General features: G+C 73.0%; 24 protein-coding genes and 3 pseudogenes. 12 read left to right on the top strand and 15 right to left on the bottom strand.

Features of this window, described 5'->3' with window-relative positions:
• The first annotated feature begins 80 nt into the window (after positions 1 to 80).
• The gene (locus tag ACSIH6_RS36980; protein WP_435113086.1) at positions 81 to 1,121 is read left to right on the top strand and encodes an SMP-30/gluconolactonase/LRE family protein; all 1,041 of its coding nucleotides are present in this window, start codon (positions 81 to 83) and stop codon (positions 1,119 to 1,121) included.
• Positions 1,122 to 1,297: 176 nt separating this feature from the next.
• Entirely contained in the window at positions 1,298 to 1,771 is a 474-nt protein-coding gene (locus ACSIH6_RS36975; RefSeq protein ID WP_435113084.1) for a carboxymuconolactone decarboxylase family protein, read from the top strand.
• 418 nt (positions 1,772 to 2,189) lie between these two features.
• Here the strand turns inward: ACSIH6_RS36975 and ACSIH6_RS36970 are convergent, their stop codons facing one another.
• The 5 genes and pseudogenes from ACSIH6_RS36970 to ACSIH6_RS36950 all read right to left on the bottom strand — a co-directional run.
• A complete protein-coding gene (locus ACSIH6_RS36970; protein ID WP_435113088.1) occupies positions 2,190 to 2,573 on the bottom strand; it encodes a VOC family protein in 384 nt (127 codons plus the stop codon).
• A gap of 53 nt (positions 2,574 to 2,626) precedes the next feature.
• Positions 2,627 to 3,901: an RNA-guided endonuclease InsQ/TnpB family protein gene (locus tag ACSIH6_RS36965; protein WP_435113082.1), complete on the bottom strand. Its 1,275-nt coding sequence runs from the start codon at positions 3,899 to 3,901 to the stop codon at positions 2,627 to 2,629.
• Between the two features lie 151 nt (positions 3,902 to 4,052).
• Positions 4,053 to 4,487: a helix-turn-helix transcriptional regulator gene (locus tag ACSIH6_RS36960; RefSeq protein ID WP_150254500.1), complete on the bottom strand. Its 435-nt coding sequence runs from the start codon at positions 4,485 to 4,487 to the stop codon at positions 4,053 to 4,055.
• A 220-nt stretch (positions 4,488 to 4,707) separates the two neighbouring features.
• Positions 4,708 to 5,010: pseudogene (locus ACSIH6_RS36955) on the bottom strand (helix-turn-helix domain-containing protein); the annotation flags it as partial.
• A gap of 138 nt (positions 5,011 to 5,148) precedes the next feature.
• A pseudogene (locus tag ACSIH6_RS36950) lies at positions 5,149 to 5,559 on the bottom strand (transposase); the annotation flags it as partial.
• Between the two features lie 21 nt (positions 5,560 to 5,580).
• On the opposite strand from ACSIH6_RS36950, the gene ACSIH6_RS36945 reads away from it, so the two are divergent.
• The gene (locus tag ACSIH6_RS36945; protein ID WP_435113079.1) at positions 5,581 to 5,727 is read left to right on the top strand and encodes a hypothetical protein; all 147 of its coding nucleotides are present in this window, start codon (positions 5,581 to 5,583) and stop codon (positions 5,725 to 5,727) included.
• 86 nt (positions 5,728 to 5,813) lie between these two features.
• Here ACSIH6_RS36945 and ACSIH6_RS36940 read toward each other — a convergent pair whose 3' ends face one another.
• Positions 5,814 to 9,176 (bottom strand): AfsR/SARP family transcriptional regulator, encoded by a 3,363-nt coding sequence (locus tag ACSIH6_RS36940; RefSeq protein WP_435113077.1) that lies wholly within the window; start codon positions 9,174 to 9,176, stop codon positions 5,814 to 5,816.
• Between the two features lie 160 nt (positions 9,177 to 9,336).
• Between ACSIH6_RS36940 and ACSIH6_RS36935 the strand changes: the two genes are divergently transcribed.
• Positions 9,337 to 10,932 carry an MFS transporter gene (locus ACSIH6_RS36935; protein WP_435113075.1) on the top strand — a complete coding sequence of 532 codons (1,596 nt, stop codon included), beginning with the start codon at positions 9,337 to 9,339 and terminating at the stop codon, positions 10,930 to 10,932.
• 115 nt (positions 10,933 to 11,047) lie between these two features.
• On the opposite strand, the gene ACSIH6_RS36930 is transcribed toward ACSIH6_RS36935, so the two are convergent.
• A complete protein-coding gene (locus tag ACSIH6_RS36930; RefSeq protein WP_435113073.1) occupies positions 11,048 to 12,004 on the bottom strand; it encodes a DUF1177 domain-containing protein in 957 nt (318 codons plus the stop codon).
• 408 nt (positions 12,005 to 12,412) lie between these two features.
• Here ACSIH6_RS36930 and ACSIH6_RS36925 point away from each other — a divergent pair.
• A pseudogene (locus ACSIH6_RS36925) lies at positions 12,413 to 12,565 on the top strand (IS110 family transposase); the annotation flags it as partial.
• Between the two features lie 92 nt (positions 12,566 to 12,657).
• On the opposite strand, the gene ACSIH6_RS36920 reads toward ACSIH6_RS36925, so the two are convergent.
• Positions 12,658 to 12,897, bottom strand: a complete 240-nt coding sequence (locus ACSIH6_RS36920; protein ID WP_435113090.1) for a hypothetical protein — start codon at positions 12,895 to 12,897, stop codon at positions 12,658 to 12,660.
• A gap of 42 nt (positions 12,898 to 12,939) precedes the next feature.
• On the opposite strand from ACSIH6_RS36920, the gene ACSIH6_RS36915 reads away from it, so the two are divergent.
• Complete coding sequence (locus ACSIH6_RS36915; RefSeq protein WP_435113071.1) at positions 12,940 to 13,449, top strand: helix-turn-helix domain-containing protein; 510 nt, start codon at positions 12,940 to 12,942, stop codon at positions 13,447 to 13,449.
• Positions 13,373 to 14,101 carry an RNA-guided endonuclease InsQ/TnpB family protein gene (locus tag ACSIH6_RS36910; RefSeq protein ID WP_435113069.1) on the top strand — a complete coding sequence of 243 codons (729 nt, stop codon included), beginning with the start codon at positions 13,373 to 13,375 and terminating at the stop codon, positions 14,099 to 14,101. Before ACSIH6_RS36915 ends, ACSIH6_RS36910 begins: the two co-directional genes overlap by 77 nt.
• A 115-nt stretch (positions 14,102 to 14,216) precedes the next feature.
• On the opposite strand, the gene ACSIH6_RS36905 is transcribed toward ACSIH6_RS36910, so the two are convergent.
• Positions 14,217 to 14,375 carry a hypothetical protein gene (locus tag ACSIH6_RS36905; protein WP_190394807.1) on the bottom strand — a complete coding sequence of 53 codons (159 nt, stop codon included), beginning with the start codon at positions 14,373 to 14,375 and terminating at the stop codon, positions 14,217 to 14,219.
• A gap of 216 nt (positions 14,376 to 14,591) precedes the next feature.
• Between ACSIH6_RS36905 and ACSIH6_RS36900 the strand changes: the two genes are divergently transcribed.
• From ACSIH6_RS36900 to ACSIH6_RS36880, 5 genes are all read left to right on the top strand, one after another.
• On the top strand, positions 14,592 to 15,443 hold the full coding sequence (locus tag ACSIH6_RS36900; RefSeq protein WP_435113066.1) for an IclR family transcriptional regulator: 852 nt from the start codon (positions 14,592 to 14,594) through the stop codon (positions 15,441 to 15,443).
• A 9-nt stretch (positions 15,444 to 15,452) separates the two neighbouring features.
• On the top strand, positions 15,453 to 16,211 hold the full coding sequence (gene pepE, locus ACSIH6_RS36895; RefSeq protein WP_435113064.1) for a dipeptidase PepE: 759 nt from the start codon (positions 15,453 to 15,455) through the stop codon (positions 16,209 to 16,211).
• Positions 16,212 to 16,394: 183 nt separating this feature from the next.
• Positions 16,395 to 17,069 (top strand): TetR/AcrR family transcriptional regulator, encoded by a 675-nt coding sequence (locus ACSIH6_RS36890; protein WP_435113062.1) that lies wholly within the window; start codon positions 16,395 to 16,397, stop codon positions 17,067 to 17,069.
• A complete protein-coding gene (locus ACSIH6_RS36885; protein ID WP_435113060.1) occupies positions 17,066 to 17,983 on the top strand; it encodes an ABC transporter ATP-binding protein in 918 nt (305 codons plus the stop codon). Before ACSIH6_RS36890 ends, ACSIH6_RS36885 begins: the two co-directional genes overlap by 4 nt.
• Positions 17,980 to 19,614 carry an efflux permease Rv1217c-related protein gene (locus ACSIH6_RS36880; protein WP_435113058.1) on the top strand — a complete coding sequence of 545 codons (1,635 nt, stop codon included), beginning with the start codon at positions 17,980 to 17,982 and terminating at the stop codon, positions 19,612 to 19,614. The genes ACSIH6_RS36885 and ACSIH6_RS36880 overlap by 4 nt, the downstream gene beginning before the upstream one ends.
• 116 nt (positions 19,615 to 19,730) lie before the next feature.
• Here the strand turns inward: ACSIH6_RS36880 and ACSIH6_RS36875 are convergent, their stop codons facing one another.
• From ACSIH6_RS36875 to ACSIH6_RS36850, 6 genes are all read right to left on the bottom strand, one after another.
• Positions 19,731 to 21,272: a fluoroquinolone export ABC transporter permease subunit gene (locus ACSIH6_RS36875; RefSeq protein WP_435113056.1), complete on the bottom strand. Its 1,542-nt coding sequence runs from the start codon at positions 21,270 to 21,272 to the stop codon at positions 19,731 to 19,733.
• Positions 21,269 to 22,123: an ABC transporter ATP-binding protein gene (locus ACSIH6_RS36870; RefSeq protein WP_435113054.1), complete on the bottom strand. Its 855-nt coding sequence runs from the start codon at positions 22,121 to 22,123 to the stop codon at positions 21,269 to 21,271. The genes ACSIH6_RS36875 and ACSIH6_RS36870 overlap by 4 nt, the downstream gene beginning before the upstream one ends.
• An 8-nt stretch (positions 22,124 to 22,131) precedes the next feature.
• Entirely contained in the window at positions 22,132 to 22,752 is a 621-nt protein-coding gene (locus tag ACSIH6_RS36865; protein WP_435113052.1) for a TetR/AcrR family transcriptional regulator, read from the bottom strand.
• A gap of 567 nt (positions 22,753 to 23,319) precedes the next feature.
• The gene (locus ACSIH6_RS36860) at positions 23,320 to 23,790 is read right to left on the bottom strand and encodes an NUDIX domain-containing protein (RefSeq protein WP_435113050.1); all 471 of its coding nucleotides are present in this window, start codon (positions 23,788 to 23,790) and stop codon (positions 23,320 to 23,322) included.
• A gap of 146 nt (positions 23,791 to 23,936) precedes the next feature.
• Positions 23,937 to 24,311 (bottom strand): DUF427 domain-containing protein, encoded by a 375-nt coding sequence (locus ACSIH6_RS36855; RefSeq protein WP_435113048.1) that lies wholly within the window; start codon positions 24,309 to 24,311, stop codon positions 23,937 to 23,939.
• Positions 24,312 to 24,447: 136 nt separating this feature from the next.
• On the bottom strand, positions 24,448 to 24,974 hold a 527-nt coding region (locus ACSIH6_RS36850; protein ID WP_435113046.1), incomplete at its 5' end, for a LysR substrate-binding domain-containing protein.

The following is a 24,974-nucleotide window of genomic DNA, read 5'->3' as shown; positions in this document are numbered from 1 at the left end:
ACGTCCGCCGGACACACCCCCGAGACCCCGAGACCCCGAGACCCCGAGACCCCGAGACCCCGAGACCCCGAGGGAACCGTATGGAACCGCACTGCCCCAGGCCGCGACGAACGGTGGCCGCCCGCGTACTCGCCGCACTGGCCCTGACCGGCGTGGCGGCGGGATGCGCCGACCCCGCCGCCACGAGTGAGGACAGCGAGGGCAGCGGCGCCGAGCGCACCGCCGAACTCCTGGTCCAGGTGACCTCCGTCCACGAGGAGACGGGGATGACCCTGCTCGAGGGCCCGACCTTCGACGCCGACGGGCACCTGCTCGTCGTCGACGTCACCGCCCCCGCCGGGGAGCCCAAGGTGCTCAGGGTGGACACCGCCTCCCGGGAGGTGACACCGGTGTTCACCGACGACGCCAGCGCGTACACCTCCGCGCAGTTCAGCCCCCACGACGACCGGCTGTACCTGACCGACTTCGCCGGAGGCAGGATCGACAGCATCACCCCGCAGGGCGAGGACCAGACCACGTTCTTCTCCGGGGACGTCGACGGCGCTCCGATGCAGCCGGACGACCTGGCCTTCGACGAGGCCGGGAACATGTACGTCAGCGACTCGACCGGGTTCGACGGTCCGGCGTGGGAGCCCCGGGGCCGGGTCGTGCGCATCGACCACGACACCGCGGAGGCGACCGTCCTGGCCGAGGAGCTGCCCGCGCCCAACGGCATCTCGTTCAGCGCGGACTTCGCGGGCCTGTGGGTCGGCCAGTACGGCGCGAACCGCGTCGACTACCTCGCGCTCAACGAGGACGGGACCGAGGTGGAGACCTCCCACCCCGCCCTGTACTTCGACGGCGGCACGAGCCAGATCGACTCCATCGCGGTGGACGCCGACGGGAACCTCTACCAGGCCGTCCACGGCCAGCCGAGCATCTTCGTGTACAGCCCCCTGGGTGAGCACCTGACGACGGTCAGCGTCCCGGCCGACGCCGCCGAGGGGCTGGACTCGGCGACCAACGTCGCCATCGCGCCGGGGACGACCGACGCCTACATGACCGTCAGCGGGGCCGACGGCGGGTTCGTCTACTCCTTCGACGCGCTCGCCGAGGGGGTCCGCCAGTCCAACGGCGGCTGATGGTCCGCTCCCGTGCCGGAGGACGTGGAAACGGTCGCGCGACCTGCCCGGGGGGCAGGTCGGCCAGCGCCCGGGCCAGTGGAGGGAGTTCCAGGTCACACCCGCCCGTGTCACAGGGCGTCGGGCCATCTCGTCTCAGGGGGTGTAGCCACCGACGACCACGAAGGAGCGCCCCCATGGAAGCGCGTCTGAACTACTTCACCAGCCCGACCGCCGGCAGGGTCATCAAGCCCTTCATGTCCGCGGGCAGGGCGATCAAGGACTCGGCGCTGCCGACCGCGACGCAGGAACTGGTGGCGCTCCGCGTGAGCCAGATCAACGGCTGCGCCGTCTGCCTCGACATGCACACCAAGGACGCCGCCGCTGCCGGTGAGACCGCCGTGCGGCTGAACCTGGTCGCGGCGTGGCGGGAGGCCACGGTCTTCACCGACGCCGAGCGTGCCGCGCTGGAGCTGGCGGAGGAGGGCACCCGGGTCGCGGACGCAACCGACGGGGTCAGCGACGAGGTGTGGGAGCACGCCGCCAAGCACCACGACGAGGAGCAGCTCACCGCCCTGGTCATGCTGGTCTCGTTCATAAACGCGGTGAACCGGCTGAACATCATCACCCAGCAGCCGGCCGGTGACTACGTGCCCGGAGAGTTCCACTAGGTTCTGGCCCGGGGACCGGCGGCGGGCTTCAGGCCCCGGTCCCCGGGCCTCGAGCCTCGGGGCGTCACTCCGGCCCGCCCCTGGTCGGGCCGGTCAGCGCAGGCCGGTCAACGCGAGCCGCCCGCGCCGAGGAACACGGCCGGGGTGGAAGGGCTTCGGGAAGGGGCGGGTCGGCGTGAGCCCGGCCCGGTCACCGACGCCTGGACCGTCGACCTCGAGGTGAGGCGGGCCCGCACACGGTCGGAGTGGCCTCGGCCGGACTGGCTTTGGCGGGGCTGGCCTCCTCCGGGGTGCGGGCCGACGGCTTCGACCCGCACCCCTCCGACCTGCCGCCCCTGGTCACGCGCGTTCCGTGACCGTCCGGCGGCAGCCGTCCGGGGCGGCGGGAGGGTCGCGGCGGGGTTCTCGCGGACCCCGTTCAGGCGGCCTGGTTGATGCGCACGAGGTTGCCGGACGGGTCGCGGAAGGCGCAGTCGCGGACCCCGTAGTCCTGGTCGATGGGCTCCTGGACCACGTCCGCTCCGGCGGCCTCCAGGCGCTGGAAGAGGCCGTCGAGGTCGTCGGTGGCCAGGGTGATCGCGGTGTAGGTGCCCTTGGCCATCAGTTCCAGGACGGTGCGGCGCTCGTCCTCGGTGACGCCGGGGTCGACCGCTGGCGGGTGCAGCACGATGGAGGTTCCGGGCTGTCCGACCGGCCCGACGGTGATCCAGCGCATGTCCTCGTAGCCGACGTCGTTGCGGACCTCGAATCCGAGGACGTCGCGGTAGAAGGCCAGGGCGGCCTCGGCGTCGGTGTGCGGCAGGAAGGCGTGTTGACTTCCTCCCCCTCCTCAAAGGAGGGGGATTCCGACCGAACCTAACGGTCCGGTGCCGCTCGCGCGGCGACCCTCACGGGCCCGGTTTCCTGCTTCGACGCCGACTGCGGAAGGGAGGACCCTTGCCGACTCACACCAGCTCCCCAGGCATCACCCGAGACTGCTTCCCGGGCTGCGACTCGACCAGCCGCAAGGACGTTCTTGGCCGCGTTGAGATCCCGATCATGCCGGGTGCGACAGGAAGGGCACGTCCATACCCGGGTGCCCAACGAAAGCCGATCCAGCAGGTACCCGCACGCAGAACAGGTCTTGCTGGAAGGAAACCACCGATCCACCACCACCAACGTGCGACCCGCACGCGCGGCCTTGTACTCCAGCTGACGGCGGAACTCACCAAAGCCAGCGTCCAGGACCGACCGGTTCAGCCCGGCCTTTTGACGGACCCGCTGACCGGGTCGCTCGGCGGTGCCGCGTGCGGAGGCGGTCATGCCCCGCACGTGCAGGTCCTCGATGGCGATCAGGTCGTGCTCGCGCACCAAACGCGTGGTGGTCTTGTGCAGGAAGTCAGCGCGGGCGTGGCGGACCTTGCGGTGCGCGGCCGCGATCCTGCGCTTGGCCTTGCGCCGGTTGGCCGAGCCGCGCTGGGTGCGGGCCATGCGCCGCTGGTAGCGCTTGAGGTTGCGGGCCTTGCGCTCCAGATGGCGGGGGTTGGCGATCTTCTCGCCCGTGGACAGGATCGCGAAGTCCTTCACCCCCAGATCCACACCCACCTCAGAACCAGTGTCCGGTGCCGGGTCAGGATCGTCGGTGTCCACGGCGAAGGTCACATACCAGCGCCCGTCCGCCTCACGCGAAACGATGACCGTGGTCGCCTCCAACGCAGCCAGGTTCACGTCATCCCACGACCAGGCCACCCTCAGCGGCCTCTGGTGTTTGGCCAGGAACAGCTGACCGTCGCGGAGGCGAAACGCGCTGCGGGTGTAGTGCGCCGACTGTCGGCCCTGCCGGTTCTTGAACCGGGGGTAGCGGGCGCGTCCAGCGAAGAAGTGGGAGAACGCGCTGTGTTGGTGGCGCAGGGTCTGCTGCAACGGCACCGAGGACACCTCGGACAAGAACGCCAGGTCTTCGGTCTTCTTCCACTGGGTCAGCGCGGCGTCGGTCTGTTTGTAGGAGGTCGTGCGGCCGTGCTGGTGGTAGGCGGTGTGGCGGTCGGCGAGCGTTTTGTTCCACACCAGGCGCACGCATCCGAACGTGCGACCCAGCTGGGCCGCTTGTTCGGGGTCCGGGTAGGCCCGGCACTTGTACGCCGTCCGCATACGGCAAAGGTTAGAGCAAGGAGAAGTATGTGTAAGGCAAAACGGGAAAGGTGCCGACTGCCTGCCCGGATTCCTCCCCGGCCTCAAGGCCGGGGCATCCTCCGGGAGACATGGTGAATGGTGATGTCCATGCCCTCAACGCTAGGCCTGGCTACAGGGCGCGCGCTTCTTGATTCCTGACCGGTCTGGTCACCTGCTTGGCCAGGCACGGCGGGATACCCGCCGCCGCCCGCGAGTGGTCGCGGCGGTAGACGCTCGGCGGCACGCCGACCAGCTCGGTGAACCTCGTGCTGAACGTGCCCAGCGAGGACGAGCCCACCGCGAAGCAGACCTCGGTGACGCTGAGGTCCCCTCGGCGCAGCAGCGTCATCGCGCGTTCGATCCGCCGGGTCATCAGGTACGAGTACGGCGACTCACCGTAGACGCGGCGGAACTCCCTGCTCAGGTGCCCGGCCGACATGTGCGCCCCGCGGGCCAGCGCCTCGACGTTGAGGGGCTGGGCGTACTCGCGGTCGATCCGGTCACGGACGCGGCGGATGACGGCGATGTCGCGCAACCGCTGTTCCTGTGCATCCCTGTCGGCCATGGGTGCCATCATCCCACGCCGTGTCCGGAGCGGGGGAGACCTGGCGGCACGGGGAACGGCGGTCCCGCAGGGTTCGACGCACACCCAACACGAACTCCTGTCAGCTTCTCGGTCCTGAAGGGACCGAGCGTGCGGTTGCACCACCCCGCTGGGTGCGAGGGAGCCCACCGCGTCTGACCCGACCACTCCGCTAGGGGTGGTCGGGTGGGACGTGTGACTTCCGCCCCGCGTCCCACGCCTCCTGGCCTCGGCGGCCCCGGCCCAGGTCGCCCAGGACCCGCTCGCGGATGAGGGGGTCGGTGTCCACACGGCGTGGTTGGGGGCGGGCCCGACGGTCGCGGGCACGTTGGTGGGCGGTGGTGGCTCTGTATCCGCGCTTGGAGGTGTTACGGGCCAGCTCACGGCTGATGATCGACTGGTCCCGGCCGATCAGGCGGGCGATGGCGCGTACGCCTTCCCCTCGTGTGTGGGCGAGCGCGATCTCCTCGCGTTCAGCGAGGGTGAGCATCCGTCGTGTTCCCATGAGCAACCCCTGTGACCTGCGGTGTTGCTACGACGGTATGACACCACCCTCAGCTTCACACCCCGCCATTACTAGCGACGCATGTGAGTGTGGGGACGGGGCCTGGACACTGGCCCGGAGCATCACCTTCCTTTCAGAAATGCTCACTTGTTGTGTGCGACTTCGTGTCGCACGCCGTACCCGGGTGCGAATCCCCTTGAGGTCTTCGAGGGAGATGCCGCGCCCGGTGCGTTCGGCCTCGGCCACGATGCGTTTCGAAATCCGGTGGTTGACATCCTTGGAGTGCCCGGCCTCACGGCGGCGCCGCTTCCTGAGCAGGCGCTTGGCGGAGCGGGTGCCCTTGGCCTGCAACTTCTGGCGCAGCCTCAGCTGGTGCCTGCGGTACCGGTTGATCTGGCGCCCGGCCATCACCTGGCCATCGCTGGTGGTGGCGATGTTGACGATGCCCAGGTCCACCCCGAGGAAGGAGTCGGGTTCGATCCCAGGGGTGTCGGGAACGTCGATGGTCACCACGAGGAACCAGGCACCGTCGCCGGTTCCAAGATCGGCGGCATCGCCCAGACCCAGGAGATGCTGGACTTCTGCGCCGAGCACGGCATCGCCCCCGAGGTCGAGGGCGTCGGCGCCGACCGGATCAACGAGGCCTGGGAGCGGGTGCTGGCCTCGGACGTGCGGTACCGGTTCGTCATCGACGTCTCGACCCTGGGCGGCGCCTGACCGTCCCGCGGGCCTGAGGTGGCGGGCCCACACCGGATGGGGCGGGGCCCGCCGGGTTCGACGGGCCCGCATCGCATGCGGCGGGTTCAGGCGAAGTACTTCCGGCGGGCCACGTCGATCGCCTCGCTTCGCCCGGAACGCGACAGCGCCAGTCCCCGGGCGCAGGCGTCGCGGTAGGCGTCCTCGCCGAGCGAGGACCTCGCCGCGCCGACCAGCCGGACCGCGTCGGGGGCGGACGGCTCCAGGCAGCCGCGGACCGAGGCGCTGACGCCCAGCAGGACGGCGGCCCGCTCGGGGTCGCCGTCGAGCAGCGCGGCCTCGGCGAGGACCTCGGCGGCGAGGGTGGTCCGGGTCGGGTACCACAGCGCCGTGTCACCCGTCAGGGCCCGCCTGTACCAGTCGCGGGCCCGCTCGGGATCGCCGTCTGCCGCGGCCAGGCGCCCCTGTGCGACCAGCGTGCGCTGCGCGTTCACGGCCCCTCCCCCGGCCGCGGCGGTACGGACCGCGTCCAACGTGATCTCGCCGAGGCGACGCGCCTCGGCGAGGTCACCGCGCAGTCTCGCCACCTCGCCGAGCCCGTACCACGAGGCGAGCAGGACCCCGCGCGCGGCGCTGCGCCGGGAGAGTTCGGCGGCCCGACCGAACGCCTCGTGGGCGCCGTCCAGGTCGCCCGCGTTCAGCATCCCCTCGGCCCGCAGCCGGACCAGGTCGGCGCTGTCCTCCAGGGCGCCGAGCCGGTCCGTGGCCGACAGGGCCTCGTCGGTGAGGGCGAGGGTGCGCGGGAGGTCGCCCTGCCAGGAGGTGAGGGTCGCCAGCCCCGCGAGCGCCTGGACCGCGCCCCACTGGTCGCCCAGGGCCCGGAAGGCGGCCAGGCCGGTCGTGAACGCCTCCTCCGCCGGGTCGGGGTCGCCGTGGAAGAACCGCAGGTAACCGAGCACGACGTGGGAGGCCGCGCGCACCCAGGGGTCGGCGTCGCCGCCGCAGCGCTCCAGGAAGGGGGCGATGCCGCCGCGTCCGCGCCCGGACCGGCCAGCGGACGTCGGCCACAGCAGCGCCAGCAGCGGCCAGCGCAGGGGCAGGTCGAGGCCGCCCACCAGCGCTTCGGCTCTGCGCCAGGCGGTCTCGTCCACCGTGTCGGACTCGACCGCGACGGCGTTGGCCAGGCAGAGCACGTACTCCTCGGCCAGGTCCCCGGGCACCGCGTCCCCGACCCTCCCGAGCAGCCTGGCCGCCAGCGGGGCGCTCTCGTCGTGCCGCCCGCGCAGCCACCAGTAGGCGGAGAGGGCGGCGGTCAGCTCCAGCGCGGTCGCGGTGTCGTGCTCCACCGACCAGCGCAGGGCGGTGTGCAGGTTGTCGTGTTCGGCCAGGAGTCGGGGCAGCCACTCCCCCTGGGCGGCGCCGCGCAGCCGCGGCTCCGCGGCGCGGGCCAGGCCCAGGAAGTGGGCCGCGTGGGCACGCCGGATTCCGTGCCGCTCACCGGACTCGTCCAGGTGCTCGGCTCCGAACGCCCGGACGGTGGCGAGCATCCGGTAGCGCCGGGCACCGTCGACCGCCTCGATGAGGGACTTCTCCACCAGGCCCGCGACGGCGTCGGCGGTGGAGTCGCCCAGTCCGCAGACCTCGCGGACGGCGTCCAGGTCGGCGCCACCGCCGAAGACGGCGAACCTGCGGGCCAGGCGCTGTTCGCGCTCGTCGAGGAGCCCCCAGCTCCACTCCACCACGGCGCGCAGTGTGCGGTGTTTGGCCACCGCGGTGCGGCTGCCCCGGGTGAGCAGGGAGAAGCGGTCGTCGAGCCGGGCGGCGATCTCCTCGGGCGGCAGGGCGTTCAGTCGCGCGGCGGCCAACTCGATGGCCAGGGGCAGTCCGTCCAGGGCACGGCAGACGAGGGTGACGGCGGCGACGTTGGACTCGTCCACCGCGAAGTCGGGGCGGACCGCCACCGCCCGCTCGGCCAGCAGGCGCACCGACGGGTGGCGCAGAGCCTCGGCGGGGTCGGCGTCGGCCGGGGGAAGGGACAGTGGAGCGACCGGCCACAGCGCCTCGCCGGTGATGCCCAGCGTCTCCTGGCTCGTCGCCAGGACGCGCAGACGCGGGCAGCTCCCGAGCAGCCGCCCCGCCAGACGGGCCGCCGCCGACAGCACGTGCTCGCAGTTGTCCAGGACGAGCAACAGGGCGCGGTCGTCCAGCGCCTCGATGACCCGGTCCACGGGGTGACCGTGGACGTGTGCGGGCGGGCGCGTCCAGCCCGGCTCGCGCATCCCGAGCGCGGTGAGGACGGCCTGGGCCACCGAGGCGCCGGAGTCGACGGGGGTCAGGTCCACGAAGCACACGTCCGCTGCGAGGCGGGCGGTCTCGACCGCCATCCTGGTCTTGCCGACGCCGCCCGGCCCGGTGAGGGTGACCAGCCGGGACTTCTCCAGGAGAGCGCGCACACCGCGCGGCCCCTCCGTGCTCCCGACGAAGCTGGTGATCGGGGCCGGGACACCGGTCGGGGCCGGGCGGGCGGGCGCCGGTCCGCGGTCGGGGCCCGGTCGGTGTTCGGGGACCGACCGGTCTTCTGGCCCGGGTGGGCTTTCGGGAACCGGTCGGTGTTCGGGGGTCGGTCGGGATTGGGGGGTCGGTCGGCCCTCGGAAACAGGTCGCTGCCGGGAGGCCGTGGCTTCCCCGTCCAGGTCGCCCGTGGCGGCTCGGACGCCCGGGTCCGCCAGGGGCTGGCCGCGCAGGATGGCGGTGTGGACGCGGCTCAGTTCCGGCGAGGGGTCGGCGCCCAACTCCTCGGCCAGCAGGGCTCGGCCGTCCGCGTACACGGCCAGGGCCTCCGCCTGGCGTCCGGCGGCGTGCAGGGCGCGCATCAGGTGGCCCCGCATCCGCTCGCGCAGCGGGTGGGCCCGCACGAGGCCGTGGAGTTCCTCGACGAGGGCGGCGCCCTCACCGCGTGACAGCCCCGCCGCCATCCGGTTCTCCCACGCGGTCAACCGCAGTTCGGACAGCCGCTGCGCGGGGGCGCGGGCGAAGTCCGCCTCGGCCGCGTCGGCCAGGGCCGGGCCGCGCCAGAGCGTCAGGGCCTCGTCCAGGAGTGCGGCGGCCCGGTCGAACCTCCCCGCACCGAGCGCGTCGCGTCCGCTCGCGGCGAGGCGTTCGAAGCGGTGCGCGTCCACGTCGAGCGGATCGACGGCCAGCCGGTATCCGGCCGACCCGGACTCCAGGACGTCGCGGTCGGTGCCGTGCAGGCCGCCGCGCAGCCGGGAGACCTGGGACTGGAGGGCGTTGGCCGCCCCGGCCGGAGGATGCTGCCCGTAGACGTCGTCGATGAGCCGATCCCTCGTGACCCACCGACCGGCCTCCAGGGCCAGCACGATGAGCACCGCCTTCCTCCGGACGCCGCCGGTGGCCAGGAGCGTGCCGTCGTCACCGCGTACCTCGGTCGCCCCGAGGATCCCGAAACGCATGGGGCCCAGTATCCCGGACCGGCACGCGGCACGGGCGGGTCCCGGCGGCGGAGCGAGCCCCGAGGGAGTGCGTCCGGAGCCGCCGGAGGGCAGTGCGGCCGTCAGCACCCGGTCAGCACGCGGTACGCGCGCGGTCAGCGCGAGGGAACAGGGTGCGGCCATGGACACAACGCAATCCCCGACTCCACCACCCACACGAGCGGGACGACGGGAGTGGGGCGGCCTGGTCGTCCTGATGCTCCCGGTGCTGCTGATCGCGATGAGCGTCACCGTGATGAACTTCGCCGTCCCCCACCTCGGCGCCGACCTACGTCCCAGCAGCACCGAGTTGCTGTGGATCATGGACGTCTACACGTTCCTCCTGGCGGGGCTTCTCCTGACCATGGGGGCCCTGGGCGATCGGATCGGCAGGCGCAGGCTCCTGCTCCTGGGTGCCGCCGCGTTTGGCGTCGCCTCGGTCGCCTCGGCCTTCGCCACCACTCCCGGGATGCTCATCGCGGCCCGCGCGGTACTCGGGGTGGCCGGAGCCACGCTGATGCCGGCGACGCTGGCCCTCATCCGCACCCTGTTCCTCGATCCCGGTCAGCGCAAGCTGGCCATCGGGCTGTGGACCGGCGGGTTCATCGGCGGGACGGCCGTCGGTCCGCTGGCGGGCGGCATCCTGCTGGAGTTCTTCTGGTGGGGGTCGGTTTTCCTGGTCAACGTCCCCGTCATGGTGCTGCTGCTCGTCGTCGGACCGTTCCTGCTGCCGGAGGCCCGGGACAAGCACGCGGGCGGGCTCGACTGGCTGAGCGCGCTCCTCTCCCTGGCCTCGATCCTGCCGATCGTGTACGGGATCAAACAGTTCTCCGAGGACGGGCCCACCTGGACGGCCATGGCGTCCGTGGCGGTCGGCCTGGCGGTCGGGACCTGGCTGGTGCTCCGCCAGCTCCGGCTGACCGATCCCGTGATCGACGTGCGGCTGTTCCGCGACCCCGGGTTCAGCGTCGCGCTGGTCACCGTGCTGCTCGGGGTGTTCTCGCTGGTCGGGTTCATGTTCTTCGTGTCGCAGTACCTGCAACTGGTCCTGGACCTGCGGCCGATCACCGCCGGACTGTGGATGCTGCCGATGGTGGTCATGTCGGCGACGGGAGCGGTCCTCTCCGTGGCCCTGTCCACACGTGTCCACCCGGGCAATGTGGTCGGTTTCGCCCTGGTGCTGGGTACGTGCGGCATGCTGACGCTGACGCAGATCACCCCTGAGGCGAGTATCGCCCTGTTGTTGGGCGGCATGGGCATGGTGGGCGCCGGCATGGGTGCGATCGCCTCGATCTGCACCGACCTGGTCGTGGCGAGCGCCCCGCCGCGACGCGCCGGGGCCGCGGCGTCCCTGTCCGAGGCCGCCGGCGAGCTCGGCGGCGCGCTGGGCATCGCGATCCTGGGCAGTATCGGCATGGCGGTCTACCGCAGCGGGGTGAGCGCCGAGGCACCCGACGACGCGCCGCCCGAGGTCGCGGAGGCGGTACAGGAGACGCTGCCCGGTGCGGTCGCCGTGTCCGAGCAGCTTCCGGCCGAGGCCGGTGACCAGGTGCGGGAGGTGGCCTTCCGGGCCTTCACCGAGGGGATGCAGTCGTCGGCCCTGAGCTCAGCCCTCGTTCTCGCCGTCGCGGCGGTGCTGGTCTTCGCTCTCCTGCGCAGGATCCCCGCGGAGGACCTCGACAGGGAACACGAGGAGCAGCCGAAGCCAGCGGAGGGGGAACGGCCGAGGGAGGACTGAGGGCACGGGTGGGCACGCCGTTCGGAGTCGGCGGACGACTCGGGACCGCGCGTGCCGGGAAACAGAGGACGCCGTCCCGCCCCGTGGCCCGGGCGGGACGGCACCCCTCAGAGGCTCAGACCTCAGGAGGCGGCGGGCTCGCCCGCGCCGCGCAGGTGGGACATGCTCCCGTACAGCTCCTGGAGCCGCCGCACCTCGTCGGCGTCGACGAAGCGGGGATGCCGCGGCCGTAGTCCTTCGCGGTCTCGATGACGAACCGGACGGCGCTCTCCACGCTGCGCAGGTCCGTCGCGCCGGTGGCCGACCCGGCCACGGCCTCCTCGGTCACGATGGCCACGCCCACGACCGGGACGCTGGTGGCCGTCGACGGTTGCAGGATCGAGTTCACGTGGTAGACGCCGTTGCCGTACGGGGTGATGTCCTGCATGGTCAGCGGCATGACGACCGGGGCGCGGCCGGTGGTGCGGGAGACGATGTCGAGCAGGCTCTCCGGGACCCGGACGATCCACCCGTCGACGACGGCCGGGGTGATGGCGATGCCGTGGTGGTTGCAGACCCGGTTGCCCTTGGTGGTGTCCACGGACAGGATCGCGTCCATGGCGGACAGGACCTCGTGCCGGTTGCTGACGTCCTGGTCCACGACCGAGCCCATGAACGGGACGGGGTCGTGGGGCTGGGTCGGGGCGTCGGGATCGACGTGGGTGGCGAGCACGACGTCGCCGGGCAGGGTGTCGCCCCGGCGGCGCATGTCCAGGAGCTTGGCCGCCGCGGAGACGGCGGTGAGGGCGCCGTCTCCGTCGCTGACGAAGCCGATCTGCTCCGGGCGCGCGCCCAGGCCGCCGAGGCGGCCGAGGATGCCCAGGGTGGGTGCGGAACCGCCGGAGGCGGCTCCGTCGGTACCGGCGATCGTCACCCGGACGAAGTCGGTGGACCCGCCCTCGCCCGCGACGGTCTCGACGACGACCTCGCCGTCGGCCGCGCCGTGGCGGCGCAGGTACTCCGCCACGGACGCCCCGTCGGCGGTCGGGGTGTCGAGCAGGTCGTGGGTCTCGATGACGTGGCTCCAGGACATGGGTTCCCTAATTCGTTCGTAAGCGGTTCCAGACAGCCCCACTGGGGGACTGACGGACTGGTCGAAGATGGGCCTGTTTCGTGGTGGCCGCGTGGGCACCGGGCCAACCCCTGTTGGTTCCCGGCCCGGCGAGGCCTCCTGAGAGACCGGTGGCGCCCGGTGCCTTCGGGCCACCACGAAACCCCATCGCGCCTGTGAGCGTTGTTCCTCGTGGTGCGAGCCGACCGCAGGGCGACCCCCACTCCTTGATCCCGAGCCGAAGAGCTCTGACCAAGACCGGGGCCCCTGTGGTGCGCTGGTACCGCGAACGGCTACTGAGATGGCAGGCCCACGAGCCTTGGAATTAGGGCGCCGCGCGGACCGCACAGGCCCACCACCGGCACCGGCACACGAACAAGGGAGAAGTAGATGGCGGTGTTCTGCGGGATCGATTGGGCCGAGGCCCATCACGACGTCGCCCTGGTCAACGAGGATGGGACTCCGCTGGCCAAACTCCGCATCAGCGATGACGCAGCGGGCTACCGGCGCCTCCTGGAAGTGCTCGCCGAACACGGCGACACCGGGCGCCAGGGCGGTGATCTCCGGCGTCAGGTCCGGACGCGGCGCCTGGCCGATGGTGACGACTCCGAGTCGTGTCATGGTCCCTCCCGGGTTCAGCGGCTGAAGATGGTGCCGACGGAGTGGACGGAGTCACCGGCGATGAGGCCGGCGCCGACCAGGGCGATCTCCTGCTCGCCCTTCTCGCCGCGGCGGCGCTCCCACACCAGGCGGACCGCCAGACCGGCGAGGACGAGCCATCCGGCGTTGGGCGTGGCGACGAGCAGCCCGGTAGTGGGGCAGACTCCCTCCTTCAGGGCGGGGTAAGCCGTTCCCATCACAATGTCGTAGGGCATCGCTACGGTGTGTGTGCTGATTCGAGGGGAGGTGGTCTCATCATGCTGACGGGGTTTCGGTACCGGCTCGCGCTCACCGACGAGCAAACCGGGCAGTGCGAGGTCTATAGCGATATCTGTCGAGCGGTGTGGAACACCGGTCTGCACCAGCGCCGCGAGGCCGTGTCCCGCTGGCAGCGCGGCCAGCGCCTGCCCTACTGCGGCTACCACCTCCAGGCCCGTGAGCTGGCCGAGGCCAAGACCGAGGAGACCTGGCTTCAGACCGCCCCGTCCCACATCCTCCAGCAGACCCTGCGTGACCTGGACCGGGCCTGTCAGGACCACGGCACGTTCGGTGTGCGGTGGCGTGCCAAGGGCCGGTGGAAGCCCTCCTTCCGCTTCCCCGACGGCGGGCGGATGAGCATCGAACGCCTGGGCCGCAGGTGGGGACGGGTCAAACTGCCCAAGCTGGGGTGGGTGCGCTTTCGCTGGTCGCGTGCGCCCCGGGGGCACGGTCCGCTCGGCCACCGTCTCCCGCGACGGCGCCCACTGGTACGTGGCCTTGTTGTGTGAGGATGGCCAGACCACCCCCGAGGCGCATGAGCGTCCCGGCAGCGCGGTGGGCATCGACCGAGGTGTGGCGGTGGCGGTCGCCACCTCCGACGGCGACCTGCTCGACCAGGTGTTCCAAACCCCCAAAGAGGCCGAGCGCGAACGCCGCCTGTACCGAAGCCTGTCCCGCCAACGCCGGGGGTCGAACAACCGGGCCAGGACCAAGGCCGCCCTGTCCACGCTGACCGGGCGAGTGCGGGCCCGCCGCGCCGATTTCGCCGCGCAGACCGCGCACGTGTTGTGTGCCAAGAACGCGGTCGTGGTGCTGGAAAAGCTCCACATCAAGAACATGACCGCCTCCGCCAAAGGCACGGTCGACGCGCCGGGCGTCAACGTTCGGCAGAAGGCGGGATTGAACCGGGCGATCCTGGCCAAGGGGTGGTACGGGTTCAAGCTCGCCTGTCAGAACGCGGCTCGGCGCACCGGCACCCGGATCGTGGAGGCCAACCCCGCGTACACCTCGCAGACCTGTCACCCGTGCGGGCATGTCGCGCCGGAGAACCGAGAGAGCCAATCGGTCTTCCAGTGCGGCAGGTGCGGGCACAGGGCGCATGCGGATGTGAACGCGGCCCAGAACATTCTTGTGCGCGGATGGACTAATCCTTCGGGGTAAACCGTGCCAGCCTGCGGAGACCTCTGGGGTGCCATGTCGACGAAGCAGGAACCAGCGCGCGCCGTGAGGCGCGTAGCGCCGCCGGGCCGTAAGGCTCGGTCGGAATCTCCCTCGTTCACGAGGGAGAGGAAGTCAACATGTGGATCCCGATCACGGCCCCGAGGAGGCTCACCAGGACGGTGACGATGACGACGACGGGTTCGAACGCGCGTGGGTGGCGGGCGCTTCCCGGGGTCTGCGGTTCGGTGGACGAACCAGGTGCCGACGGTTCCATGTGTGTCCTTCAGGGATGGCTCACGTCCGTCGAGGACGGAGTATCGCTGGTCAAAGGGCTGCGGTGCGCGGCTGCCGCGTCCTGGCCCGTCACGCCCAGGCTGCCTTCCGTTCACCCGCCAGGGCAAAGGTTTCCCACTATCTGGGAGTTAAGATCACATTTCGATCCCTGGAAGCGGGGGTGTCGGATCCTCCGTCAGACGTAGGGTGGGCTTCCATGTCCACCGGTTCCACGGAACGCACCGGCCCGCTCCAGACGGTCGACCGGGCGCTCGACGTCCTCCTCAGCTTCGACGAGTACCGCACGAGCTGGGGCGTCCTCGAACTCGCCGACGAGTTCGGCCTGTCGAAGTCGACCGCCCAGCGCCTCCTCGCCTCCCTGGCGGGCAAGGGGTTCCTGCGCGCCGACCCCGACACGCGCCGCTACAGCATGGGCCCCGCCATGTGGCGCATGGCGGGCCTGTGGGAGCGCTCGGGCGGCCTCTCCGCCCTGGCCGAACCCCTGCTCGCGGACCTGGCCCGCTCCAGCGGCCGCACCTGCCTGTTCTGCGTCCCCGACGGCGCGCACGTGCGCTGCATCGCCGCGGTCGGCGGCTCGGAGGGCCCGCGCCGCTCCCACCCCTTCGTCGACGAGCTCTACCCGGCCCACGCCGGGGCCACCTCCCGGGCCTACTTCGCCTTCCTGGATCCGGCGGAGCGCAGGGCCCTGCTGGCGGGGCGCCCCTCCGCCCGCTTCTCCGACCTCACGCCCTTCGACGAGCAGCAGGTCGAGGAGCTCTTCGACGCGGCCGTCGAGCAGGGCTACGCGCTCTCCCAGGGCGAGTACGACGCCGCGTCCCGCGCTCTGGCCGTCCCCGTGTTCGGCGGCAAGCGCCCGGTCGGCTCCGTGACGCTGGTGGAGAACAAGCACTCCGACCACGACGACGACCTGCTCGACCACCTGGCGCCGCTGCGCGCCGCCGCCGACGACCTCACCGGGCTGCTGTCCAACCGCCGCCCGGCACCGCCCACGCGCAACTGGAGGCGGGGGCACGGCTCCCGCCCCTCCCCGCGCCCGACCACTCCCTGAAGGGGGACCATGCCCGAGCTGCTGCTCCTCTCCAACTCGACCAACCACGGCCGGGACTACCTCGACCACGCGTGGGAGGAGGTGGAGGCCTTCCTCGACGGCCGGGACGCGGTCGCGTTCGTGCCGTTCGCGGGAGGCGACCACGACGCCTACACCTCGCGGGTGGCCGAGGCCTTCGCGGCGCGCGGAGTCCGCGTGACGGGGGTCCCGGCGGACTCCGGGGCCGCGCGGGTCCTGGACGAGGCACAGGCCGTCTTCGTGGGCGGCGGCAACACGTTCCGCCTCGTGGCCGCCCTCCAGCGCACCGGGCTGCTGGACGACCTGCGCGACCGCGTCCTGGCCGGACTGCCCTACATGGGGGCGAGCGCGGGCACCAACATCACCGCGCCCACGCTGCGCACCACCAACGACATGCCCATCGTGGAGCCGTCGTCCTTCACCGCGCTGGGGCTCGTACCGTTCCAGATCAACCCGCACTACCTGGACGCCGACCCCCGGTCCACGCACCAGGGCGAGACCCGCGAGATCCGGCTGAGGGAGTTCCTGGAGGCCAACGACGTGGACGTCCTCGGCCTACGGGAGGGGACGCACCTGCGCGTGCGGGGCGCGGGGTCGGACGTGGTCCGCGCGACCGTGGGCGGCACGGCGGTGCAGCCGGGCGCGCCGGGCCCGGCGATCGTCTTCCGCCGCGGCACGGCCCCCTTCGAGGTGTCGGGCGAGGTGACCGACCTGTTCGCGCGCACGCCCCGCTTCGACCAACCGGTCTGAGGCCCGCGGCGAGGGGTCCCCGGGAAGGGGCGCGGGGCCCTTCGCCGTCAGGGCACGGAAGTCACCCGCCTTCACGTTGGCCGTTCGGTCCTGGGCGCGAAATCGGTCCTGGGCGAAATCGGTCCTGGGCGAAAAGTGCTACACGAACGTGTAGTTCGCTACATGATCGTGTAGTCTGACGGCATGAGCTCCACACCACCGCCACCCAACGAGGACCTCACCGGGCGGGCGCGCATCCGCGACGCCGCCCTGGCGGTCTTCGCCGACCGCGGGGTCAAGGGCGCGACCGTCCAGGCCATCGCCGCCGAGGCGGGCGTGTCCACCGGCCTGATCCGCCACCACTTCGGCTCCAAGGAGGGCCTGCGCGCGGCCTGCGACGCGTACGCCATCGGCACCCTGCTCGAACAGGCCCGCGGCAGTCTGGGCGAGGACGCGGCCGCCCCGGGGTTCGGGGCGGCGATGTACCAGGCCAGCCACACCAGCACCCGTTACCTCGCCCGCGCCCTGGTGGAGGGGTCCGACTCGGCCTCGGAGTTCTTCGACACCGGCGCCGACTTCGCCGAGCGCTTCCTCAGCGAGCACTGGCCCGACCGCTATCCGCCGGGAGCACGGACCACACGGGACACCGCCGCGGTCATGGGCGCCATGCACCTGGGCACGCTCGTCCTGCACCTCCACCTGTCCCGCCGCATGGCGGCCGACTCGCTCGACCCCGAGCACGCTCCGCGCGTCGGCGCGGCCATGGCCGGGGTCTACACCGCGATGGCCGACTTCTTCGCCGGCGAGCAGGGACGGCGGATCGCCGACGCCCTCCCCCACCCCGAGCCCGACTCCGACCCCCCGGGAGAAGAACCATGACGGACGCGATCCACGTCGCGGGCCTGACCAAGCGCTTCGGGCCCACCAGGGCCCTGGACGGACTGGACCTGCGCGTACGAACCGGGGAGGTCCACGGCTTCCTCGGCCCCAACGGCGCGGGCAAGACGACGGCGATCCGCGTCCTGCTCGGACTGGCCCGGGCCGACTCCGGCACCGCGCGCCTGCTCGGCGGCGACCCCTGGCGGGACGCCGCCGCCCTGCACCGCCGACTGGCCTACGTCCCGGGCGACGTCGCCCTGTGGCCGGGGCTCTCCGGCGGGGAGATCCTCGACCTGCTCGGCCGCGTGCGCGGCGGGACCGACCAGCGGCGCCGCGCCGCACTCGTGGACCGCTTCGAGCTGGACCCACGCACCCGGGGCCGCGCCTACTCCAAGGGCAACCGGCAAAAGGTCGCGCTGGTGGCCGCGCTGGCCGCCGACACCGAACTCCTGGTCCTGGACGAGCCCACGTCGGGTCTGGACCCGCTCATGGAGGAGGCCTTCCGCCACACCGTCGCCGAGGAGAGGGCCCGGGGCCGCACCGTCCTGCTCTCCAGCCACATCCTGTCCGAGGTGGAGGCGCTCTGCGACCGGGTCAGCATCATCCGGGCCGGACGCACGGTGGAGAGCGGGACCCTGGCCGAGCTGCGCCACCTGTCCCGTCTGACCGTGACCGCCGAACTCACCGGGCCCCCCGACGGACTCGCCGCCCTGCCCGGTGTGCACGACCTGGCGGTGGAGGGTCCACGCGTACGCCTGCACGCCGAACCGTCGGGGCTGGAGACCCTGTGCGCGCGCCTGGCCGGGCTGGGGGTGCGCGACCTGACCGTGCGGCCGCCCACGCTGGAGGAGCTGTTCCTGCGCCACTACACCACGGCCGACCGCGGCGGCGAACACCGGGAGCGGGTCCGATGAGCACGCCCGTCTCCGCGCGGCCTCTCCGAGCGGTCTTCCCGCCGTTGCCGGCCGGGACGCGACACCTGGCGCGGCTGTCCCTGCGCCGCGACCGGGTCCTGGTCGCCGTGTGGCTGACCGTCACGGCCGGTATCGCCCTGGGCGGCGCGGCGGCGGCCGACGCCACCTACCCCACCTCCGAGGCGCGCCAGGAGCGGTGGGAACAGCTCCAGAGCGTGCCCATGTTCGTCCTGTTCCAGGGCCGCGCCTTCGCCGCGAGCGCCGAGGCCCTGGTCGCCCAGCAGGCGTTCGCCGCCGCCACCATGTGCGCCGCCCTGGGCGCGGTGCTGCTGGTGGTGCGCGGCACCCGTACCGAGGAGGCCTCGGGCCGGAGCGAACTGCTCGGGGGCGCGCCGCTGGGCAGGCACGCGGGTCTGGCGGCCGCGCTCACCGTGGTGCTGGGCTCGGCGGCCGTACTGGCGGCCGTCGTCGCGGCGGGCCTGCTCGCCCTGGGGCTGCCCGTGGCGGGCTCGGTGGCGCTGGCCCTGGTCACCGCCGCCGCGGCGGGGGTGGGCGCGGGCCTGGCCGCCGTCGCGGTGCAGTGCACCACCCGCCCGGGGACCGCGGCGGGGCTGGCTCTGGGCGCGTTCTACGTCATGCACATGGTGCGCGGCACGGGCGCCGCGGCGGGCGGGGACGCCCTGTGGCTGACATGGGCGGTGCCCAACGGGTGGCTGGAGAACGTGCGCCCCTTCGCCGACGAGCGGTGGTGGGCCCTGCTCCCGGTCCTGGCCTGGATCACGCTGACCGTCGCGGCCGCGTTCGCCCTGGCCGAACGGCGCGACCTGGGCTCCGCCCTGTTCTCCCGGCGGGGCGGCCCCGTGCGGGCGGCCGGGTGGCTGCGGTCGGTGCCCGCCCTGGTCTGGCGGCTGCACCGCGGCTCCGTGCTGGTGTGGGCGGGCGCCCTCGCGGTCATGGGGCTGGTGATGGGCCGCACCGGCGCGGAGGCCATGGCCGAGTACGCCGACATGCCGTGGGTGCGCGCGATGGCCGCCGAACTGGGCGTGGCGCCCGCCGACACCTTCTTCGTCTACGTCGTCTTCGCCTTCGTGTTCCCCGTCGCTGCCCACGCCGTGCTCACGGCCCTGCGCGTGCGCGCCGAGGAGAACGCCGGAACGGGGGAGCTGCTGCTCGCGGGGCCGACCGGCCGGACGGCCTGGGCGCTGGCGCACGCGGCGGCGGCCTTCGCCGCGCCCGTGGTCCTGCTGGCCGCCCTGGGCGCGGCCGTGGGCCTGGGCGCGGGTCTGGACGGCGAGCGGGTGTGGGCCGACGTCGGGCGCTTCACCGCGCTGACGCTGTCCCTGGCCCCGGCCGTGTGGGTGGTCGTGGCCGTCACCCTCCTGGCCTACGGGACGGTCCCGCGCGCGTGCGCGGCGGTGGGCTGGGGGTTCCTGTCCGTCGGGATCCTGACCGAGATCGCCGTGAAGGTGAACCTGGTGCCGGAGGTGGTGTTCGTACTGGTCTCGCCCTTCGCCCACGTCAATCCGTACTACCGGGAGACCCCGGCCGCCTATGCGCTGCTGACGGCACTGGCCGCGCTGCTCACGGCTGTCGGGCTGTGGGCGCTGCGCCGCCGCGACCTGCCCGCCTGAACGGAGCCTGGTGATCGCGCCCCTGACCCCGGAAGACCCGGGGTCGGGGGCGCGACCGGGGTCCCGGTGCACGGCCTCGCCGTAGGCCGGAAGCGCCTCCCCGGCCGCGCGTTCGTCTACGCGCCCTCGATCCGCCGCACGGTGCGCCGCAGCAGGAGCGCCAGCGCCGCGGCCGCGACCAGGATCCCGCCCGCCAGGCACAGCCACGGTCCCAGCGGTCCGGCGTCGTAGCCGGGCAGGGCCAGGGCGGGCCAGGACGGCGGGAGCGGCAGCAGCAGGAGGTTCCAGGGCGCGGGCAGGACCCAGGCCGCCACGGGGGTGAGGACCAGGAGCGCGCCGAGGCCCTTGACCACGACCAGGGCCTCCACCTTGTTGGCCGCCAGCGCCGTCATGGACGCCGTCAGCAGCGGTGCCTGGAGGGCCGCGAGCACGAGGGCGACCACGACCGGCGCGGACCACCCGGAGGTCATGAGCCCGCTCAGCGGGAGTGCCGCGGCGAGCCCGGCCAGGGACAGGGCGGTGACCAGGGCCGTCCGGTAGCCGAGGTAGGCGGGCACGGACACGGGCGAGGCGCGCAGCACGAGCAGGACGTTCTCGTCGGAGTCCTCGACGGCGCGCAGGCCGCCGACCACCCCGAACATCATGGGCACGTGCAGCAGGACCAGCGCCGCCAGGACCACGGGGGTGTGCGGTGCGAGGTCGAACCCGTGGGAGCCGAGGAGGAACTCCGAGGCCGGGGGGAGGACGAGGCGGATGACCAGCGCGAGCAGCACCGGAGCGCAGAGCATGAGCAGCAGCAGGGGGTCGCGCCCCGTGCCGAAGAGGTCGACGCGGGCGAAGCGCGCGATCGCCGGGAGGCCGCCGCGCCCGGCGACCGGCCGGGCGGACCCGGCCGCGCCCTGGTCGTTCGCACCCCTGCCGTTCGCCCGCCGCCGGGGCGCGGGGGCCGCTCCGCGCTCGACCGCGCGGGAGGCGGCGACGGTCCCGGCCGCCGCCCACGCCAGCGCGTAGACCGTGCCCGCGGCCAGGGCGGCGGGGGACGCGGCGAGGGAGTCGGGCGCGGTTCCCAGGCGGATGAGGTCGGCGCCGACGGTGGTCGGGACCGCGTACAGGAGCGGGTGCTCCAGGATCCCGCTGACGTGCACGAGGGGGACCAGGACCAGCGGCGCGACGGTGAGCGGGGCCGCCAGGAGGAAGCCCGACAGGTCCCGGGCGCGGGCTCCCACCGCCAGGCACACGGTGAGCAGCAGCAGGCAGGTCAGCGCCACCCCGCCCAGGACCGGCGGCAGCGCCTGCGCGAGGTCCCCGAACCGGCCCCGCAGCGCCGCCGCGAGCATCGGCACGGCGATGAGCAGCGTCAGCGCGGTGAGCACCGCGAGTCGGGCCGCCACCCCCTCCCCCGCGCGCAGCGGGGTGACCGTCAGCGCCGAACGCGTTCCCTCGGTGCGTTCGAAGAGCAGCAGGGCCGCGGCGAAGAGCGCGCCGAAGCCCGCCGTGTCGAGGAAGAGCAGGTAGGCCGCCACCGTCCCGGCCGCCTCGGCGGGGACCGCGAGCAGGACCAGGGTCCACACGACGCCGAGGGCGGCGGCCACGGGCACGATGCCGTAGCGCAGCCCGACCCGCGTCTCCAGCGCGGTGGCCGCGAGCAGGCGGTTCACAGCCTCTCCCGGGTGACCGTCGCGAAGACCTCGTCCAGCGAGGCCTCGCGGGTGTGCAGCGTCTCCACCGCGCCCCGCCTCAGCAGCGCCAGGAGTTCGGTGTCCTCGGCCAGGGCCTCCATCGCCATCTCCCGGGGGGCCTGTCCGCGCACCCGGGCCACGAGTCCGGGGCGGCCGTAGCGGAGCTTGAAGCCGCGCGGGGTGTCCACGGCGGCGATCCGCCCTCCGGCCACGAAGGCGACCCGGTCGCACAGCAGGTCGGCGGTGGCCATGTCGTGCGTGGTGAGGAAGACCGTGCACCCCCGGTCGGCCGCCTCCCGAATGACCTCCCGCAGCAGGGCGGAGCGCACCGGGTCCTGACCCGAGGTGGGCTCGTCCAGGAAGAGGAGTTCGGGTCTGTTGACCAGCGCACGGGCCAGGTTGAGCCGCATGCGCATGCCCTTGGACAGGTCGTCGACCCTGCGGTCGGCCGCGTCGGCCAGGTCCACCCGGGCCAGGAGTTCGCCGGGGTCCTCGACGGGTCCGCGGTAGAGGGAGGCGAAGGCGGCGAGGTTCTCGCGGGCGGTGAGCCTGCCGAACCCGGCCGGGAGCTCGAAGCCCACGCCCACGCGCTCGAAGTAGTCCGCGCCCCGGTCGCGCAGCGGCTGCCCGAGGACGCGCACCTCGCCCTCGTAGCGGCGCAGCAGCCGGGTGAGCACCTTCTGGGTCGTGGACTTTCCTGCGCCGCTGGGGCCGAGGAACCCGAAGACCTCGCCGCGGGCCACGGAGAAGCTCATCCCCGCGACCGCGGGCCGGTCGGCGTTCGGGTAGCGGACCCGGAGGTCCTCGACGGTGATGACCTGGTCGGTCATGGGGGTCCTCAGGGTCGGTGGTCGGTGGGTGAGGGGACGCGCAGGGCGAGGAAGGCCCGGTCGACGAGTGCGGGCAGTTCGTCCTCCCCGCCCGAGTCGACCCAGGCGATGACGGCCTCGGACAGCGCCGCCGAGCAGGCGGCGGCGACGGCCCGGGTCTCCAGGTCGGGCTTGGTCCCGGGCGGAGCCAGGCCGGGGGCAGGGGCCTTGGTGCCGGGCGGGGCCAGACCGCGTTCGAAGGCGGTGCTCGCCGAGGCCAGGTTCTCTCCGATGCGCGAGCGCAGGGCCGGGATGGACAGCAGGAGGCGGGCCCGTGCGAGCAGCGCCTCCCGGTTGTCTTCGTAGACCCGGCCGAGTCCGACCAGGGTGGCCCGGTGGATCCGCTCGACGGCCGGGAGCGTGTCGGGCTGCTCGCGGACCAGCTCCTCCAGCATCGGGTCGTACTCGTCCCGCAGGACCACGTCCTCCTTGGAGGGGAAGCAGCGGAAGAACGTCATGTGCGAGACGCCCGCCTCACGGGCGATCTGGGCGACCGTGGTCGCCTCGTAGCCCTGCCGCTCGAACAGGCGCAGGGCGGCCTCCTGGATGGCGGCCCTGTTGCGCTGCCTCCTGCGCGTGCGCTGGTCCATGTCCGCTCCTGCCCCCGACCGGCCCCGGCACAAGAAGTGTTACTCGCTAACACAGGTTCGTCAACCTCTGCCGCGACGGCCCAGAGCCCCGTGGAGCCACCGGGGCCGCCCAGCGAGGAGAACGCACGCATGGGCGTTTCCAGAACACCTGTGGCGTCCGGCGACGTACACGCCCACCTCGTCGGCCAGTTGAACTCGGCCCTGCGGCGACCCGGGACGCACGGGGGCGAGCCCACCCTGCGCATGCTGGTGGACCACCTGCTGTTCATGGAGCGCGAACCGCAGGCGTGGGACGGGTACCAGCGGCTTCTGGAGGAACGCGGGGCGTGGTCCCCCACCGGGGTCACGGGCGTGTTCCGACCGCTGGTCCCGGACGGTGACCACGGGTACGGCACGGCCTCCGTCTACGCCGAGTTCGTACACCGGCGCGGCTGGCTGGAACCCGACCGCGCCCTGGACACCCGGGCCTCGACGCCCACACGTGCGCGCAGCGCCGCCGCCAAACCCACAGCCGTCCGGCATGGACCGTCTTCGTCCACACTCTTCGCCTCACCGCCGGATAGGCGCCTACGGGACGGACTCACCGTTCTCCAGGTAGAGCGTCGTGCCCTCCTGGCGGGCGCGTACGGCCTGGGTGACCCTGCGCACCAGCGGAGGGATCGTGACCTCCGCGATCCCTCCCACGTCGTGGAACCCGTATCCGGTGAGCTCGCTCGGATCGAGGACGATCTGGTCCAGCCACCGCTGGTCCAGCACTCCCCCGTCGAAGACGAACAGCTGCTTGTCGCCCTCGGCCTGCGTGGGCGCCCAGTCCACCACCAGGAGGCGTCCGATCGGCGGAACGATCCCCAGTTCCTCCTTCACCTCGCGCGCCGCGGCCTGGCTCGGCGTCTCCCCGCGCTCCATGTAGCCGCCGGGGATCTCCATGTGGTCCTTGTAGGAGGGGACCACCATCATCACCCGGCCGAGGCGGTCGAGGAACAGGGCGCCGGCGGCGACCCGGGGACGGGCGAAGGACGCCGTGGGATCAGAGGCCATGCCCCGACACTAACGGCTCCGGGGCGACCGCGCCCCCGCTGCTCCAGACCTTCTCGGGGCCGGTCGGGCACACCCGTACCGCCGGGCGGATGGCCCGGCGCCGGTCAACGGCCGCGTTCCGTTGTCAGCGTGCGGTTCCCGTCCGCTCAGGACCCGACGGTGACCCGGACCTTGTCCGGTTGGAAGGCGACGTGCCCGGCGATCTCCGCGACCGCCGGGTAGGGCTCCTCGTACGCCCACACCGCGTCGACCAACTCATCGCCCTCCCCGACCGCGAGGGTGCGGTAGGTGGCGGTCCCCTTGTAGGGGCAGTAGGTCGTGGTCGAGCTCGGCCGCAGCACCCCGGGGTCCACGTCGGCGAGCGGAACGTAGTGGACCGGCGGGTAGGCGGCCTCCCGCAGCGCCAGCGCGGCCTCGGTGTCGGCGACGACCCTGTCCCCGACCCGCGCGACGACGCGCGCGCCGACGGGTTCGACGGTGATGGGGTGGTCGGGCCCGGGGGCCCTGCCCTGTCCTGTCATGGTGGTCCTCCCTCTCCCCGCCGAGGCTACTCCGCCCTCGAAGGCGTCCGCGGGTCGGCGACACGCCCCTGCCCCGGAGAACCCGGACACCGCGAAGGCGGTCGTCCCCGGGCCCGGCGATCGTCCGTCCCCGGGGTCAGGCGACCGTCTCGGCCAGCACGGCGGCGAAGGCCGCCAGCCGCGACCCCCGGACCCCGGTCCGCCAGACCAGCCCCAGCTCCGACGCGGCCAGCCCGGTGACCGGCACGTAGGCCACGTCCGGCCGCCGGTTGTACTCGGCGGCGGCTCCGCACACCAGCAGGGCGCCCCGACCCGCCGCGACCAGCGACAATCCCTCCTGGAGCGTGGCCGCCCCTCCCTCCTGGGGAATGGGCGCGCCGCCCGGGGTCACGCGGGGCGAGTTGACGTGCCGCCAGTACGCGGGGGCCTTCCCGGCCAGCGGGACCAGCCGCACACGGGCCAGCTCCTCCGCGCCGATCCCGTCCCGCCCGGCGAACGGGTGGGCGCTGGACAGGGCCAGGGTCTGCGGCTGCCGGGAGAAGGTCAGGCCCAGGGTCAGGTCGGGTTCCCGCACGGGCGTCAGGACCACGGCCGCGTCCACCCCGCCCTCCCGCACGGCGCCGAAGGGGTCGGCCAACGGAACCTCCACCAGGTCGACCGCGA

Source organism: Nocardiopsis synnemataformans (assembly GCF_965343085.1).
GTDB lineage: Bacteria > Actinomycetota > Actinomycetes > Streptosporangiales > Streptosporangiaceae > Nocardiopsis > Nocardiopsis alborubida.
The sequence above is the reverse complement of the archived record's forward strand: the minus strand, read 5'-3'. Positions and strand labels throughout refer to the sequence as shown.